This is a genomic window from Lysinibacillus sp. BSL11 (genome assembly GCF_052928325.1).
The window spans coordinates 231300-246162 of sequence record NZ_JAVGCX010000002.1 but is presented as its reverse complement, the minus strand read 5'-3'; the positions used below and the strand labels follow the sequence as shown (position 1 = coordinate 246162).

Sequence of the window (14863 nt, the reverse complement as noted above, 5' to 3'; positions counted from 1 at the left end):
GTTTGTTCAAATAAGCTGTAACACATTTAATCCGGTATTGTTGACGTCAATGTGAAAGAAGTTTTTACATACTTATAGACGTATAGAGAGTGAAAAAGTTCTATTTGTCTCTTCAATATGTAAAAACAACGCAAGCCGTAATTGATAGGGGGTTTATTAACTTGGAGAAAAAGAAAAAGCGTCTTGTACTGCGAACTGTCATTTTAGCTGTGTTAGCGTTGGCAATCGGGTACACAGTATATGGAACAGCAACAAAGGAAAAAGTAGAGTTAGTAGCAGTGGGCTCTGAGGCACCTGACTTCACGTTAGTAGATTTAAACGGTGAAAAACATAAATTGTCGGATTATAAAGGACAAGGGGTATTTTTAAATTTCTGGGGAACTTGGTGTAAGCCTTGTGAGAAAGAAATGCCCGCAATGGACAATCAGTATCAAGAATTTAAAGATCACGGTGTACAAACATTAGCTGTTAATATTGCTCAAACAGATTTTGAAGTACAGAATTTTGTCGATCGATATGGGTTGTCATTTCCAGTAGTTATCGACAAAACAAAAAGTGTTATGACTGCTTATAATGTAGGACAATTACCTGCAACAGTGCTAATTGATCCAGAAGGCAAAGTGGCCAAAATTATTACAGGTGAAATGACGGAGAAAGATATTGCTTCGTACATGGAATTAGTGAAGCCAAATAAGGAGTAAATGACGATGGAAAAAATCATTTGTGCTTGTGGTCATAGTAATCCATACGGCACGAAGCTTTGTGAGAAATGTGGTCGTCCTTTAACTGAAGAAGAAAAACAAAATAAGGTTGTTGATATGCGCTATGATGGTATGGCCATTCGCTCCAAAACATATAACAAATCATTTGTTGATAAAATATGGAATTTCTTCTCAAGTGTTAAAGTGGGTATATCCTTAATTATTATCACATTAATTGCTGCTTCAGTCGGAACATTACTACCACAAGAGTTTTACGTAAAAGCTTCTGATATGGAGAAGGGGGCTTACTACGCAGACGTATATGGTACATTCGGTAAAATCTATTATACGCTGGGGCTTTCGGATTTATATAGCTCATGGTGGTTCCAGATTTTGGTTGGTATGCTAGCGGTATCAATTATAGTGGCAAGTCTTGACCGAGGCATTCCACTTTACAAATCATTAAAGAATCAACGTGTTAAAAGACATGAAAGCTTTATGAAGCGTCAGCGTATTGTTGCAGAAGGACAAGTGTCAACGAGTGCGGAGGAAACGCTTGATAAAGTGGCTCAAAAAATGACTGAGATGAAGTATTCTGTTCGTCGAGATGGTAGCGCTCTCTTAGCTGAAAAAGGACGCTTTTCTCGTTACGGTCCGTACATAAACCATGTAGGTCTCATCATTTTTTTAGGTGGGGTCATGCTACGTCTAGTCCCAGGATTCTATGTTGATGAATCGATATGGGTGCGTGAAGGTGAAACACGTGCTATCACTGGAATGGAAGGCTATTTCATTGAAAACCGTGATTTTGTTTTAGAAACACATGATAATACACCTCAAGGTGAGCAAGTTAAACAGGGTGTGAATGTAGTGGCTAAAAACTTCCAAACCGATATTACACTATACAAGCAACCTGAAGACGCATTGCCTGGGGATACGGAAAATCTAGAAAAAGTAAAAGACTATTCCATTCGTGTAAACCATCCTTTGAAAGAAGATGGCTTTGCTCTTTACCAGATGGATTATCGTCTAAATGAATTAAAACAGATGAACTTTGAATTAATTAATAAGACGACAGAGAAATCATTAGGTAAGGTAGAGATTGATTTAACAAATCCTAAAAAAGAATATGATTTAGGGAATGGTTCATCCGTTCAAATTCTTGTCTATACACCTGATTTTGATGGATTTGAAAATGGTGAACCTCAGACAAAAACGTCTATTCCAAATAATCCTGCATTTTTATTTAAAATGACTACACCAGAAACACCTGAAGGAGAAGTAAGCTTTGTTGAAATTATGCAGCCTCCTTTAGAACCACTGGGTGAAAATAAATATAGAATGAAATTTGCTAGTGCAGAGATGCGTGATATGTCAGGTATTACGGTGCGAAAAGATAGCACCATCCCTATTCTGTTTGTTGGTGGGGTCATCTTTATGATCGGTGTTGCCATTGGCTCTTACTGGAATCATCGTCGTTTATGGCTTCAAGTGGAACCAGACGGCCGTGTGTTAATGGCTGCCCATGTCAACAAAAATATGTTCAGCATGAAAAAGGATTTAGATGCTGTTACAACATTTGCTGCATTGCCTCCGTATAAAGATCAGTTAGAGAAAGATGAGGCTGGCGAAGAGTCCACTAATGGTGGCATTAAAGAAAAGGAAGGTGACAACACCTTATGAGTTTGATTGACTTAAGTGGAAACTTACTATTTGTAGCGTTTATTGCTTATCTAGTTGCGACATTATTATTTGGTGGTTCAATTAAGCAAGGTAATGCTACTGGTAAAAATACTGGCAAATGGGGCAAGCTTGCCATTGTGGTTACTATTATTGGTTTCCTATCACAGCTTGGCTATTTTATTACGCGTTGGATTTATACAGGACATGCGCCAGTAAGTAATATGTTTGAATTTACAACTGCCTTTGGTATGTTCATTGTTGGCGCGTTTATCTTAATTTATTTTATTTATCGTTTGACTGCACTTGGATTAGTGGCATTACCTGTAGCGCTTTTAATTATTGCTTATGCAGCAATGTTCCCGAAAGAAGTAAGTCCATTAGTGCCTTCATTACAAAGTCATTGGTTAACAATTCACGTTATTACAGCAGCATTAGGGCAATCTATTTTAGCCATTAGTGCTGTGGCAGGACTTATTTACTTATTAAAAGTAGTAGATTTAACAAAGCCCTCTAAACAACGTTTTTGGTTAGAAGCAGTCATGTACTGTCTTGTAGTAGTTATTGGATTTGTTGCGGTAACATCTACATTTAGTGCTATGGATTATGAGTCTAGCTATAATTATGTGGATAAAGAAGGAACTACTCGTAAAATTATTTACAATTTACCTCCAGTATTCGGTATGAATGAATATGAAGTGATAGAAGAACATGGCATGTCACCATTAGTAGAAATGCCAGCGTTAATTAATGCTAAAAAATTAACAACTGTTGTTTGGTCATTAATGGTAGGATCTGTGTTGTATTTATTAATTCGTTTAATTGCTCGCCGTCGAATTAGTGCCATTTTCCAACCACTTGTTAAACGTGTCAATTTACAATTACTTGATGAAATTGGTTATCGTTCAGTGCTGATTGGTTTCCCTGTATTCTCCCTTGGTGCTTTAATCTTTGCGATGATTTGGGCACAAATTGCTTGGAGTCGTTTCTGGGGTTGGGATCCAAAAGAAGTATGGGCTCTTATTACATGGTTATTCTATGCAGCATTCCTGCATTTACGTCTATCAAAAGGCTGGGAAGGTCGAAAATCTGCTTGGTTAGCACTAATTGGTTTTGGGATTATTTTATTCAATCTAATTGCTGTTAACTTAATTCTTGCAGGTTTACACTCCTACGCATAACCTGTGAAGCAACAAGCCTTTTCGCTGTAGCGAAGAGGCTTTCTTTTCTTTTCAATATGTGTCACACCATGTACAATAGAAGTTAGAGAAAGATTGGAAGAGAGGGATCGTGAAAGTGTCAGAAAATATTTCAGTATTAGTAGTAGATGACGAGGATCGTATTCGCCGCTTATTAAAAATGTATCTTGAGCGAGAAGGATACCTTGTTGACGAGGCCGAAAATGGAGAACAAGCGATCGAGAAATCTTTAGAAAAAGAGTATCACTGTATTTTACTTGATATTATGATGCCTGAAAAAGATGGGCTAGAAGTGTGTGCAGAAATTCGAGAGCGCGCAGCAACGCCAATTATTTTATTAACTGCCAAAGGCGAAGAAGCAAACCGTGTACAAGGCTTTGAGCTTGGTGCAGATGACTATATCGTAAAACCATTTAGTCCTCGTGAGGTTGTGTTACGTGTGAAGGCTATTTTACGTCGTTCACAGGCTTTCTCACCAACCACTAATGCGTCTTCTTCAAAAGATTTAGTGGTGTTCCAACACTTAATGATTGATCATGATGCACACCGTGTGACTGCAGAGGGCATTGAGGTTAATTTAACACCGAAAGAGTATGAATTGCTGTACTTTTTAGCGAAATCACCAGACAAAGTATTTGACCGTGAACAACTACTAAAAGAGGTATGGCATTATGACTTCTTTGGTGATTTACGTACAGTGGACACACATGTAAAACGTTTACGTGAAAAACTCAACCGAGTTTCTGAAAACGCTGCTAAAATGATTGTGACGGTTTGGGGCGTTGGATACAAATTTGAGGTTGTCAATGAATAGAATATGGAATAGTGTTGTCGGGAAGCTATGGGTAACCATATTGCTTCTCGTTTCATTTGTATTATTTGTTTTCACGGTATTAATGCTTGAATTTCTTCAAAATTACCATATGCAGCAAGCGGAAATTTCATTGCGACAAACAGCTGCAACGGTAGCAAGTATAGTAGATGACAATGAAACAGCCGAATCTACCTCGGAATTATTAAAAGATATTTTACCTACAGGGACCAATGCATTGATCGCAATCAGTCATGTTGAAGTGTCTTTTGCGATGCAAGAGGGTGTCAACAAAAAAGAAATACAAGATACTATTTTAGCCAATAAATCTTTTCATGAAGTGTTTCAATCAGATGAACCAATTATTAAAGAAATGATGATGCCATCTTCAACTGATCAAGAAAAGATGGAATCTTATGTCGTACTTGGTTTTCCCTTAAATGTGGAAAATGCAGTACATGGAGCTGTCTTCATCTATCAAAGCCCAGATGCGCTACATAAAACGTCTAAGGAAACAACGAAAATTGTCTTTTTAGCAGCCTTCATAGCATTTGTGTTGACGACATTCTTCGCATTCTTCCTTTCTTCACGTATAACTTCGCCATTAAGAAAAATGCGTGAATTAGCTTTTGAAATTGCAAAAGGGAATTTTGAAGCAAAAATGCCTACTACCCAAAATGACGAAATTGGTCAGCTTGCCGTTGCCTTCAACCAAATGGGCCGTCAATTAAAGCATAATTTAGAGGTTATCAATCAAGAAAACGAACAGCTTTCTAATATTTTGACATCCATGACAGATGCAGTGATTACATTTAATCGGGATCGTACAATATTATTAAGTAATCCACCAGCTGAACGTCTAATGCAAAAGTGGTTTGTGAATAAAGGCTCACAAAGTGCAAAACCTATCCCGCCAGAGCTGTATCATATGCTTGATCATGTGCTGATGTTTGAGGATAAACTAGAAGAGGAAATTGAAATGGATGGCAGCTATTATACATTTACTATTAGTCCCCTTTATAGTGGTGAAATGATACGTGGCGCTGTGGCTGTAATTCGTGATATGACTGAACAGCATCGCTTAGAAAAACTAAGATCCGATTTTATTGCCAATGTCTCTCATGAGCTCCGAACACCGATTGCCATGCTTCAAGGTTACTCGGAAGCATTAATGGATGACGATTTTATTCAGGATCAGGAAGAGCGAAATGAGATTACCAAGATTATTTATGATGAATCGAAGCGAATGGGCCGCCTTGTGACAGATCTATTAGATTTGGCACGCATGGAATCAGGGCATATGACGCTTTATAAAGATGAATTACCAATTAATTCTACATTTGAACGTATTACACAAAAGTTTTCACAAGTAGCAAAAGAAAAGCACGTTCGTTTGTTGTTTGAAAGTGAATTTAATGACGAGGCCATGATTAATATAGATGAGGATCGCATTGAACAAGTGCTTACAAATTTAGTCGACAATGCCCTTAGACATACAGATGAAGGGTCTGTGTCTGTGAAAGTAGAGCAGGAGCCGACATTTGCTAAAATATCTGTTCAAGATACAGGACATGGCATTCCTCAAGAGGACTTACCCTATGTCTTTGAACGTTTTTATAAAGCCGATAAGGCACGTACTCGTTCCAAGGGTGGAACTGGTCTCGGCTTAGCCATCGCTAGAAATATTGTGAAGGCACACTCAGGTAATATTATGGTAGACAGTGTGTTGAAAGAGGGTACGACCTTCACGTTTTATTTACCGTTCGATTAATAACAAGTATTGCTATTAATTGGCTGTAACTTCTATGAATGTAAGACGACAAATATTATAGAACGGGGGTGGAGTGCTTTGAATGACTCCGTGTTCCATCGACTATACGATGCATATCACCAAGACGTGTTTCAGTTTTTAATCTATTTAGTAAAAAACCGTACACTTGCCGAAGATTTAGCACATGAAGTTTATGTACGAGTGTTGCGCTCATACGATCAATTTGCAGGGAATAGTAGTGAGAAAACTTGGCTATTTGCTATTGCTAAAAATGTAGCGATTGATCATTTTAGAAAGCAAGCTGTACGTCAAAAGCATTCACATGATTTCTTTGACTGGGAAACGGAACAGCTCCATTCAACCACGCCATCACCGGAAGATATGCTACAGGCCAGTGATGAATTTATGCAGGTAGATTCAGCACTTGAAAACTGCACAGGCGACCAAAAAATGGTCATTATAATGCGCTATTTTCAAGATTTATCGATTGCAGAAACAGCGCAAATACTAGATTGGACAGAAGCTAAGGTAAAAACGACCCAGCATCGAGCCATTAAATTTTTAAGGCAACAGCTACAGCCGATTAGAGAACAGGAGGCGAAACGGCAATGACACATAAGCCATTTGATGATGAACAGCTTGAACATGTCTTGAACAATGCCCCTAAGCTTTCTGACCGCCGTTCAAAAGAAGAAATATTAAATCGGTTAATGGCAGATGCTCGCTTGCAGGATAATAGTCACCTTCAAGAAGCAATACAACAACCTATAGAGAATGAAGAAGCACAACCAGAAAGTAAACCTTTAATTCAAGATGAACGACCATCACGCTTAAAGTTCCGAAAAATGCCGATTTTTACGAGTGTAGCAGCAGTTTTCGCGATAACGGTACTCGTTGGCTTCATGTTCATGAATAATGGCGCTAGCCAAAAAGATCTCGCTAGTACGCCAGAAAAGGCTAATTACGCTACGTTACAGGAAGATCGTTCTGCTAAAGAGGCAGCAACCCAGGATGAGGCACTTCAATCCAGTATTGTATCGGAGCATGAGCGTATGTTATCTTTACGGTCGTCTGTCTATGAGGAAGATGTGAAAGATGCTGTCGTTTTCCGTATTGGTTTGGCAGGACGCGATGCAGAAAGTGTTCCGATGACATATGTGATACCAAATGAGCGTGTAGCAACTGATTTTGGAACAGAAAAGCCTTCTACCTTACAGATGTATGAAAAATATGCTCCTCAAATAGATGAAGAAGCCAAAGGGTTTACGGAATATCATCCTTTTAAAGGTGAACTGAAGGAGAAGGAAGACAAGCTTGTCCACGTTTTACCAAAGGACAATGACTATGATGTTGCATCAGCTACCGTTAATGAATACAAAGGGACTTTAGAGGATACCTTCTCGGATTCTGAATATACGGAAGTTGAGATTCAAAATGAAGATGGCACACCTTATGAGTTTTCTCAAGAGGGTGAGCCAAGTCAAGCCATGTCATTAACAAACGCTAAGCATTTTAATTATTATTTATACCAAGATGGTAATGGGGCAGAATATCTGTCACCAGATTTCCGTCAAACATTTGCTAATGTTACAGAGGCACTTACACTAATGAAAAACAAAAATGATGATGTTTATGTAACAGTGGTTCCTGAAAACGTAACATATACCGTGAAAGAGGAAGCGGAAGGTGTAGTCGTAACATTCGATATTCCCTTAGATTTAGCATCGATGGAGCCGATTCGCGCTACCCAATTGATTGAAGCTATGATGTTAACTGCTGCTAGCTTTGACCAACAATTACGCTTAGATAATGTGGTCCAAGAAAGCTGGGAAGGATTCGATTTAAAAACGTATTTGCCAAAGCCTGTGGGGCCAAATAAACAATCTATGCCTTAGTCAGAATCAAAAATGGAGCATCCCTGTAACATGGAATGCTCCATTTTTATAATACATACAAATCTAATCGGATTTTTTTAAGCAGAACTATTTACTTTTTCTTAATAATTAATTATAGTAAGGTTGTAGTATAAAATAATATGATTCATCTTCGGGGCAGGGTGAAAATCCCGACCGGCGGTAATAGAGTGGTGAACCGTTAATGTTTCCATTAACTCGAATGGTTTATGCTTCGCTCTTCAGCCCGCGACCTGTGCAAATTTATTTGCATGGCTGACTTGGTGTGATTCCGAGGCCGACAGTTAAAGTCTGGATGGGAGAAGATGGAGGTACGATCGTCATTCATTGTTATGAAATAAACTATGACCGAGCGCTTTTTTTGTATGGCTTTTTAAACGGTGCTCAAAAATAGTTTAAATTGACGCTTATTCGTCATGCCTTTCTCCCTTGTGCTCTTCATGCATAAGGGTTTTTTCGTGCTAACAATTGAAAGATCGTCACCTTTCTTCTTGCGAGATTGAATCAGCAAAGAGGAGAGAGTTTTCTATGAAGAAAAATGTTAAACTCCAATCGTTTATTACGATTGGCATGCTGAGCAGTATTTCGTTTTTATTAATGCTTTTTAATTTCCCAATTCCACCATTCCCAGCATTTTTGGAAGTGGACTTTAGTGATATGCCTGCATTAATAGCAGCCATCACAATGGGGCCTGTAGCTGGTATTTTAGTAGAATTATTTAAAAATGTATTGGATTGGATTTTCTCTGGAACGCCAACAGGTGTGCCAGTAGGTCATATGGCCAACTTTGCAACGGGTATTTTATTTATTTTACCAGTAAGCCTTATTTTTAATCGCTTTAAAACAATTGCTGGTCTTGTTGGAGGTTTAGCGACTGGGACAGTTGTAATGGCAGTAGGCATGAGTATTTTAAATTACGCAGTATTTTTACCGATGTACACATACTTCTTAGGTATGGAGCCTGTTGTAGGTGATTCACTTTATAAAATGATTATCGCTGGGATTTTACCATTTAACATTGTGAAAGGTATTTTATTAACGGCTATTATGGCATTTTTATTTACAACAATGCGCAAATGGATCGACCGCCAGCGTTCTATCTATATAACAAAATAATTTTTACTAACCTCGGGTCAATATACCTGAGGTTTTTTTGTTGGAAGGAACGATGGATAGGAAAAGGTGTGAAGAATAGAAAGGCAAAACTAACGGATAAATATAGAAAAAAGTAATAGAGTAAAATAGCTAAATAGTACTTTATGATTATAACCTAGTCGAAAGCTACATTTTCATGTAAAATAGAGAAGAGTTTAGAATGTTTGAGGAGTTTGAAGAGATGAGTGGAAAAAAAGGACAATGGTCTAGTAAATTAGGTTTTATTTTAGCATCAGCTGGTGCGGCGATCGGACTAGGGGCAATTTGGAAACTTCCCTATGTAACAGGACAAAGTGGTGGGGGAGCATTTTTCCTTATCTTTGTGTTATTTACCTTGTTAATAGGGCTACCGATGTTATTATCCGAGTATGTTTTAGGACGTGGTACACAATCCGAGGCTGTAACAGCGTATAAAAAAATTGCTCCAACTAAGCCAGGCTGGGCTTGGATTGGTCGAATGGGCGTGCTAGGTTGTTTTTTATTATTAACTTTTTATAGCGTAGTTGGAGGTTGGATCTTTATTTATAGTGGGCTAGGTGTAGCTGGCGCGGTAATTGATCCGGCAGTAGATCCAACTGAATTATTTGGAAAAATTATAGGCACACCTTGGATTACGCTAGTTGGTCTAGTGTTGTTTACATTGGTCAACGTACTTGTGATTTCATTAGGTGTACAAAATGGGATTGAAAAGGCCAATAAATGGATGATGCCGTTACTTTTCATAATGTTCATTGTCCTTGTTGTGCGTGCTGTTACATTAGATGGGGCAATGGAAGGGGTAAAATTCTTCTTATGGCCAGATTTCTCGAATATTACGGGTAAGGCATTATTAGAAGCCCTAGGGCAATCGTTCTTTGGGTTAGCAGTAGGCTTTTCTTGTCTAGTTACATATAGCTCTTATCTAAAAAAAGATGTCAGTCTTCCGAATTCAGCAGGTTCTGTAGTGTTGTTAACCGTGCTTGTTTCATTTTTAGCAGGATTAGCAATTTTCCCTGTGGTGTTCGCCTTTGATTTAGAGCCAGCAGCAGGTCCAGGTTTGCTATTTATGGTGCTACCAACAGCTTTTAGTCAAATGCCATTCGGTGAAGTGTTTTTAGCTATGTTTTTATTGCTATTTTTATTTGCTACATTAACGTCATCATTTAGTTTATATGAGATTATTGTCGCAGCATTTATGGAGAATAGTCAGAAATCCCGTCCAATGTGGACACTTTTACTTGGTATAGTCGTGTTTATTGCAGCTATTCCAGCTGCACTTTCTTCGAGTGTTTTGTCGGATATAATGATTTTTGAGAAAAGTATTTTTGATGCAACCGATTTTTTAGTGTCAAATATCATGCTTCCACTAGGGAATTTATTCATTGCTATTTTTATTGCCTATGTAGTAGATAAAGAATTTGTGAAGAGAGAATTGCTAACGGGTAGTCAAATGGGACAAGGCTATTATTCGACATACCGTATGTTAATGTTAGTTGTTGTACCGATTATCATTCTAGTTGTGTTTGTTAATATGCTACTGCAGTATTAAAGAAAAGGTGTATTCCTATTAGACGGAATACACCTTTTTATTAGTATAACAAAAATTAATAGTCGTTAAGCGATAGCTCACCTAGCCAATCTTCTTTAATAATCTTCCTTGCTTGTTCTTCACTTTCGGCAATAGGGAATACTTTATCAACCTGTGAAATAGCGAATAAGTTGCGAATGAAATCATCGACGACAATAATGGCGATTTTCTTATCTTTTACAGACACCTTCTTAGCGAAATTAACGATCATACCGAATCCAGTACTATCAATATTTGTTACCCTTTGCATATCGATAATGTATCCGTGTTTTGTGTCTAAGCTAAGTGTTTGAAGCTCTGACTTTATTTCTTCAATCATCCCGTATTCTAAATCGCCTGTAAACGCAATCACAATATAATCAGCCTTTGTGTCAATATTCATTGCAATTTTCTTCTGATTCATCCTATAGCGCCTCCATTTTTCTTTTCTTGTTTGGGGATTTATTCAAACTTAAATTTATTCACTTCATTTTGTAATTTATCAGCAATTGATGATAACTCATCTGAGCTTTGTGTAATTTCTGCAACAGTCGCATATTGCTCTTCTGAGGTTGCGGCAATCTCTTCTGTAGCTGCTGCAGCATCCTCGATGATGCGAGAAATATCTTGGATAGCCTGTTGCACACCTAAGGAGTTGTCGTTAACATGTGTAAATGCCACTTTCATTTGTTCGACACCTTCTTCAGTTTCGACAACTTTCTCCACAATTTCTTTTAAGGCACTTCCGCCTTTATTGATGATTGTTACTTGCTCCTCGACAGCTAGTAAATTACTTTCCATTGTCCGTACAGTCACAGATGTTTCCGCTTGGATATCATTAATAAGATTAGTAATTTGTCCAGCTGCTAAACTTGACTGTTCAGCTAACTGACGAACCTCTGATGCAACGACAGCAAAACCTTTTCCTTGATCACCTGCTCGTGCTGCCTCGATGGCCGCATTGAGTGCTAACAGATTCGTTTGTTCTGCGATGCCAGTGATAACGGTAATAATACCACCAATTTCTTCAGAGCGCTTGCCTAATTTTTGGATAGAATCAGTTGCATAAGACACTGTTTTCGTAACATCACTTAGATGCATAATCGCTTCATTGATGGCTTCTTCTCCTTTACGCGCGATATGTGTGGATTCGATAGCGCTGTTTAAAGTGATTTCGGCCTTTTGTAAGCTGTTTGATACTTCTTCAATCGTTTTTTGCATCATTGAAACTATTCGCTCAGCCTGATCAGATTGAGTGGTAGTACCAACGGCGATTTCATTCATTGTTAGTGCGATCTGATTAGATGCTTCACTTGTTTGATGTGATGATTCTGCCAAAGTGTGTGACGACTTTGCAATTTGATGTGCACTACCAGCCACAATCTTTATCGTCTCTGTTAAATGATTTTTCATACTACTAAATGCGCGAGCTAATTCAGCGATTTCATCTTTGCCTTTAGGGTTTAACAGTTTAACATTTAAATTTAGTTCTGCTAGTTCCTTGGCATTGGTACTTAGAATGTTAATAGGATTAACAATTTGCTTTTGTAAGAACCAACTAATTCCTCCGATCATTACAATGGCGATTACTAAGGAAATAGCTACATTCTCCAGTGCTGATTTTGTGGCAATGCTTATATAAGGAGCGGTAGGGACAGCGGTTGCCCATACACCGATAACCTCGCCTTGACTATTTACAATTGGATCATAGGCTGCTTGATGCAAACTTCCTAAGACATTTGCAGAACCGATAAAGCGCTTTTTTTCTCCTAGCACAACAGTAGCAACCTCGTCGGAAACCTTGGTATTTAAAGCGCGTTGACCATTATCCACTATATTGGTACTTATACGCGTATCGTTTTGAAAGATGGAGACAGCATTCCCGTTTGTGAGTTCTCCAACTTTATCAGCTACCTCAAAGTTTTCTACCATATTGATATTGCCCTTATAGAGTTGGTTGTTTTTAATGGACCATTCTCCAGGATATTTAGCGTCTAAATATTCATAGCTTAACTGTATATCTGATAAAAGCTTTGTATCAGCACTTTCTAATAGATTGTTCTTGGCAACAAAAAAATTGACTCCTGCTAAAAGGGAAGTAAGTAAAATAATACACCCAAATATAAGCAGATTCATTTTCTTTCGTATAGATAACTTCATTAAAACGCCCCCAATTTTACGTTTACTTTATAGATGAATCTTTTTGGAAATACCAACTAAAAATTTTGTTTTAGAAATATTTTCGAACCAAATATGGTCGACCATATTTTTGACAAAAAATAAACCGCGTCCACGATCAGCATAATCAAGTTTGTCTAAATCGAATTGAAGAACTTTGTCCCAGTCCTTTTGGTCAATGCCTTTTGCTTCGTCAGTGACTGTTATTTTTATTTCTTCGTTTGATTGGGCTACATGTATTTGAATCTCCTTTTGAACGGGTGTATTAATTTTTCCCATAGCCTCTACGGCATTGATGACTAGTTCATGAACAACAAATCTTAATTCTCGTTTATAAGGTAGATTATATAAATCTGTATAATTCTCCATAACTTGATCAATAAAGGCTATAGCTTGTGTATCAGGATTTACATTGAGTGTGAATTCCATCTTCAATCACCTACCCTTTAATGTAATTGTTATTGAAACGACTGTGATGTCATCGCTGTAATCATTATCAAATAAATTGTACTTTTGAGAAAACTTTTGTAGTGCATAGCTGTTATCCTGTGAAGCATAAGCGTAGAAAAAGTCCATATCAATTGAGTTTTGCTCGTTCAATGTTAATAGTCCATCCGTATAAAGAATAATACGATGCCAGCCTGATAAAGGTATTGTTTTTTTATTTATTTGAATAGTAGGGAATAGTCCGAGGATAGGCGTATTCGCTGGGAGGAAGACTGTTTCTCCATATTTTCCAAATAAAAAACCAGAAGGATGAGCCGCATTCACATAGTGCAAAGTTCCGTTTTTTGTATCTAGAAGTATGTAGATTGCTGTCATTAAAAAACGGTCCATATCTTCATCAGAAAATAGCTCGTATATTTGGCGGTTAAGTTCTTGGATTACTGCTACTGGATCAATTAACTTAGTAATCATTCCTTTTAGTAATGATCTGATAGACATAGTAACGAGTGATGCAGCTATGCCATGCCCCATTGCATCGTACAGAAGAATGGCGGTTAAATGGTCATTAATCTTAAACCAACAGTACATGTCACCTCCTAGTGTATTGGATGTTACATAAAGACCATCAACCTGAAGTTGCTCAAGATTTAATGGAGGAGATAGTGCGTTCTTTTGGAATTTTTTTGCAACAAACAAATCTTTTTGAATCATACTTTCTTGCTGCTTTCGAAGCTTAGCTTCCCTCTGATATTTTAAGGCTACTTGAATTCGAGTCTTAAAATGAGTAAAATCAAACGGCTTTAAAATAAAGTCGAAAATTCCTGCTTCAAAAACCCTATCGAGTGTTATGTTTTTTTCGTAGGTAGTAGATAGTAGGATAGGGACATCTATCCAATTTTTAAGTACATGAATGTGCTGACAAATTTCCTCGCAATTGCTGAGTGTCATTTTAGTGTCAAGTACGATTAATTCCAGTTCATCTTTCAAAGATGAATCTACTAAATAGTTCATTGCTGCTTCCGTTGTTGAAAAGCAATGAATATTTGGGATGCTTATACGATGAAAATACTTTTGCAGACGTAGCACATCATTACTTACGCTGCCAATAATTAATACTGACATGCCTACTAAATTCACCGCCTTATGTATCTATAACTAAATATTTCCTGGAAGCCAACATAATGATTTCTAACCATAATTATATACTCCGTATTTACTTATAATATGAATAAAATAAAATTCTAATTTGCTATAAATTTACCAATAAATATCGCATTATACAAGGCTTTTGTGATATAAAGTAAAACTTAATCAATAGGATTTTTGACATCTTGGTTCTTGGATCGTGTTCACGCGTTATCTTTTTAACGATGTTCTTGATATATCTACATTTGATACATGTGGAAGAAATGAATCCCTCCTCTCTAGTCATGATACTAGACTGTTTGTTTTTAGAGGGACG

13 protein-coding genes and 1 riboswitch are annotated in these 14863 nt (G+C 37.5%); of the genes, 9 read left to right on the top strand and 4 right to left on the bottom strand.

The features are described from left to right. Positions 1–161 precede the first annotated feature (161 nt). From resA to RCJ95_RS03845, 9 genes are all read left to right on the top strand, one after another. The gene (gene resA / locus RCJ95_RS03885; RefSeq protein ID WP_004232210.1) at positions 162–701 is read left to right on the top strand and encodes a thiol-disulfide oxidoreductase ResA; all 540 of its coding nucleotides are present in this window, start codon (positions 162–164) and stop codon (positions 699–701) included. Positions 702–707: 6 nt separating this feature from the next. After that, the gene (gene resB / locus RCJ95_RS03880) at positions 708–2384 is read left to right on the top strand and encodes a cytochrome c biogenesis protein ResB (RefSeq protein ID WP_312128595.1); all 1677 of its coding nucleotides are present in this window, start codon (positions 708–710) and stop codon (positions 2382–2384) included. Further along, positions 2381–3562: a c-type cytochrome biogenesis protein CcsB gene (gene ccsB, locus RCJ95_RS03875; RefSeq protein WP_305068587.1), complete on the top strand. Its 1182-nt coding sequence runs from the start codon at positions 2381–2383 to the stop codon at positions 3560–3562. The genes resB and ccsB overlap by 4 nt, the downstream gene beginning before the upstream one ends. Positions 3563–3677: 115 nt before the next feature. Then, complete coding sequence (locus RCJ95_RS03870; RefSeq protein ID WP_004232215.1) at positions 3678–4394, top strand: response regulator transcription factor; 717 nt, start codon at positions 3678–3680, stop codon at positions 4392–4394. Continuing rightward, entirely contained in the window at positions 4387–6162 is a 1776-nt protein-coding gene (locus RCJ95_RS03865) for an ATP-binding protein (protein WP_202341593.1), read from the top strand. Before RCJ95_RS03870 ends, RCJ95_RS03865 begins: the two co-directional genes overlap by 8 nt. Positions 6163–6240: 78 nt before the next feature. After that, entirely contained in the window at positions 6241–6774 is a 534-nt protein-coding gene (sigX, locus tag RCJ95_RS03860) for an RNA polymerase sigma factor SigX (protein WP_446721915.1), read from the top strand. Further along, complete coding sequence (locus RCJ95_RS03855; RefSeq protein ID WP_312128593.1) at positions 6771–8057, top strand: RNA polymerase subunit sigma; 1287 nt, start codon at positions 6771–6773, stop codon at positions 8055–8057. Before sigX ends, RCJ95_RS03855 begins: the two co-directional genes overlap by 4 nt. Before the next feature lie 143 nt (positions 8058–8200). Then, positions 8201–8386: riboswitch (FMN riboswitch) on the top strand. Positions 8387–8603: 217 nt separating this feature from the next. Then, a complete protein-coding gene (locus RCJ95_RS03850; RefSeq protein WP_004232226.1) occupies positions 8604–9191 on the top strand; it encodes an ECF transporter S component in 588 nt (195 codons plus the stop codon). Positions 9192–9411: 220 nt separating this feature from the next. Beyond that, positions 9412–10758, top strand: a complete 1347-nt coding sequence (locus RCJ95_RS03845; protein WP_255600956.1) for a sodium-dependent transporter — start codon at positions 9412–9414, stop codon at positions 10756–10758. 55 nt (positions 10759–10813) lie between these two features. Here RCJ95_RS03845 and RCJ95_RS03840 read toward each other — a convergent pair whose 3' ends face one another. The 4 genes from RCJ95_RS03840 to RCJ95_RS03825 are packed head-to-tail and all read right to left on the bottom strand — an operon-like array spanning position 10814 to position 14523. Then, on the bottom strand, positions 10814–11200 hold the full coding sequence (locus RCJ95_RS03840; RefSeq protein WP_009370722.1) for an STAS domain-containing protein: 387 nt from the start codon (positions 11198–11200) through the stop codon (positions 10814–10816). A 38-nt stretch (positions 11201–11238) separates the two neighbouring features. Next, positions 11239–12936 carry a methyl-accepting chemotaxis protein gene (locus RCJ95_RS03835; RefSeq protein WP_446721914.1) on the bottom strand — a complete coding sequence of 566 codons (1698 nt, stop codon included), beginning with the start codon at positions 12934–12936 and terminating at the stop codon, positions 11239–11241. Positions 12937–12963: 27 nt separating this feature from the next. Beyond that, positions 12964–13383, bottom strand: coding sequence for an ATP-binding protein (locus RCJ95_RS03830; RefSeq protein ID WP_221680482.1), 420 nt, complete (start codon positions 13381–13383; stop codon positions 12964–12966). Between the two features lie 6 nt (positions 13384–13389). Further along, complete coding sequence (locus RCJ95_RS03825) at positions 13390–14523, bottom strand: SpoIIE family protein phosphatase (protein ID WP_446721913.1); 1134 nt, start codon at positions 14521–14523, stop codon at positions 13390–13392. Positions 14524–14863 lie beyond the last annotated feature (340 nt).

Coding starts and splice junctions, on each gene's coding strand:
- resB (WP_312128595.1), top strand. CDS start 708: ATGGAAAAAATCATTTGTGCTTGTGGTCATAGTAATCCATACGGCACG.
- ccsB (WP_305068587.1), top strand. CDS start 2,381: ATGAGTTTGATTGACTTAAGTGGAAACTTACTATTTGTAGCGTTTATT.
- RCJ95_RS03865 (WP_202341593.1), top strand. CDS start 4,387: ATGAATAGAATATGGAATAGTGTTGTCGGGAAGCTATGGGTAACCATA.
- RCJ95_RS03855 (WP_312128593.1), top strand. CDS start 6,771: ATGACACATAAGCCATTTGATGATGAACAGCTTGAACATGTCTTGAAC.
- RCJ95_RS03850 (WP_004232226.1), top strand. CDS start 8,604: ATGAAGAAAAATGTTAAACTCCAATCGTTTATTACGATTGGCATGCTG.
- RCJ95_RS03845 (WP_255600956.1), top strand. CDS start 9,412: ATGAGTGGAAAAAAAGGACAATGGTCTAGTAAATTAGGTTTTATTTTA.
- RCJ95_RS03840 (WP_009370722.1), bottom strand. CDS start 11,200: ATGAATCAGAAGAAAATTGCAATGAATATTGACACAAAGGCTGATTAT.
- RCJ95_RS03835 (WP_446721914.1), bottom strand. CDS start 12,936: ATGAAGTTATCTATACGAAAGAAAATGAATCTGCTTATATTTGGGTGT.
- RCJ95_RS03830 (WP_221680482.1), bottom strand. CDS start 13,383: ATGGAATTCACACTCAATGTAAATCCTGATACACAAGCTATAGCCTTT.
- RCJ95_RS03825 (WP_446721913.1), bottom strand. CDS start 14,523: ATGTCAGTATTAATTATTGGCAGCGTAAGTAATGATGTGCTACGTCTG.